This window comes from Micromonospora sp. NPDC050200 (assembly GCF_040656135.1).
Lineage (GTDB): Bacteria > Actinomycetota > Actinomycetes > Mycobacteriales > Micromonosporaceae > Micromonospora.
Window position 1 is genome coordinate 1 of the sequence record NZ_JBFALG010000174.1, and the last position, 1,402, is coordinate 1,402.

General features: G+C 66.2%; 2 protein-coding genes. Both read left to right on the forward strand.

Annotated elements, in window-relative coordinates; all coding sequences use genetic code 11:
• Positions 1-149 precede the first annotated feature (149 nt).
• On the forward strand, positions 150-980 hold the full coding sequence (locus AB0I41_RS35210; RefSeq protein ID WP_357115822.1) for an IS5 family transposase: 831 nt from the start codon (positions 150-152) through the stop codon (positions 978-980).
• A complete protein-coding gene (locus tag AB0I41_RS35215) occupies positions 977-1,384 on the forward strand; it encodes a hypothetical protein (RefSeq protein ID WP_357115825.1) in 408 nt (135 codons plus the stop codon). Before AB0I41_RS35210 ends, AB0I41_RS35215 begins: the two co-directional genes overlap by 4 nt.
• Positions 1,385-1,402: the final 18 nt, after the last annotated feature.

Below are 1,402 nucleotides of genomic sequence, written 5' to 3' on the forward strand. Positions count from 1 at the left end.
AGAGGGCGGTTCGAAGATCTTTGAGTTGGTCTGTGGCTTGAGTCCGTTTGGAGATCGTTCTGCAGGTTCGTTGTGGATAGTGATCACTCGATGTCATGGAAGATGAATCTCGGTCATAACCGTCGGCTGTTAGCGGCGTTGGGCTGGTCATGGGTGATCGAAAGCCGTATCCCAGTGATGTCACCGACGAGCAGTGGGCGTTGATCGGCCCGTTCCTGGACGCGTGGAAGGCCAAGCGTGTCTCGGTTTCGGGTCATCAGGGCGACTACGACCTGCGGGAGATCGTGAACGCGATCCTCTACCAGAACCGGACCGGCTGTCAGTGGGCGTATCTGCCGCACGACCTGCCGCAGAAGTCGGCGACGTACTACTACTTCGCGTTGTGGCGTGACGACGGCACCGACCAGGCGATCCATGAGCTGCTGCGCTGCCAGGCGAGGGAGAAGGCCGGCCGTCGGGAGGATCCGACTGCGGTCGCGCTGGACACCCAGTCGCTGCGCGCGGCCAACCACGTGCCCGCGGCGACGACCGGTAAGGACGCCGCGAAACGAGTGCCCGGCCGTAAGCGGGGCCTGGCCGTGGACGCCCTCGGCCTGATCATCGCCGTGGTGGTGACCGCCGCCTCGATCACCGACAACGCGATCGGGATCAAGCTCCTGGACGAGGTCGCCGAGCACGCCCCGACGGTCACCCGGGCCTGGGTGGACGCCGGCTTCAAACAGGACGTCGCGGTCCACGGCGCCGTCCTGGGCATCGACGTCGAGATCGTCAAACGCTCCGACACCGGCCAGGGGTTCGTGCCGGTCCGCAAGCGGTGGATCGTCGAGCAGGTCAACGGCACGCTGATGCTGCACCGCCGCCTCGCCCGCGAGTACGAGAGCCGACCGGAGTCATCGGTGTCGCGCACCCTGTGGGCGTCGATGGCCAACATGGTCCGGCGGCTGACCGGCACCAACACCCCGTCCTGGCGGCACCGGTGAACGTCACCACGATCCTCGACCTGATCGCCGAACGCGAAGCCGCCGCAGGTCAGGCCGCCGATCGGCTACGCCAGCAGATCACGACGCTCACCGCCGAACTCGCCCGCATCGACAGCGAACTGGCCGACCTGGCGACCACCCGCACCACCCTGCAAGCACTGACCGCCGCCGAGTTCACGGCCGAGGATCCAACCGTCGCCAGCGCCCCCTACCAGCAGATCCTTGCCGTTCTCGACGCCGCGCCCACCGGGATGCGGGCCAAAGACATCTGCATCGCCGTCGGCGTCGAGCCCTCACCCAAGCACGTCGAAGGTGCCCGCGCGAGACTGAAACGCCTGGTCAACCGCCAGATCCTGACCGAGACCGAACCCGGAATATTCGCCCTTGCCCCGAAAAGGACCTAACCTTCCGAACCGCCCTCT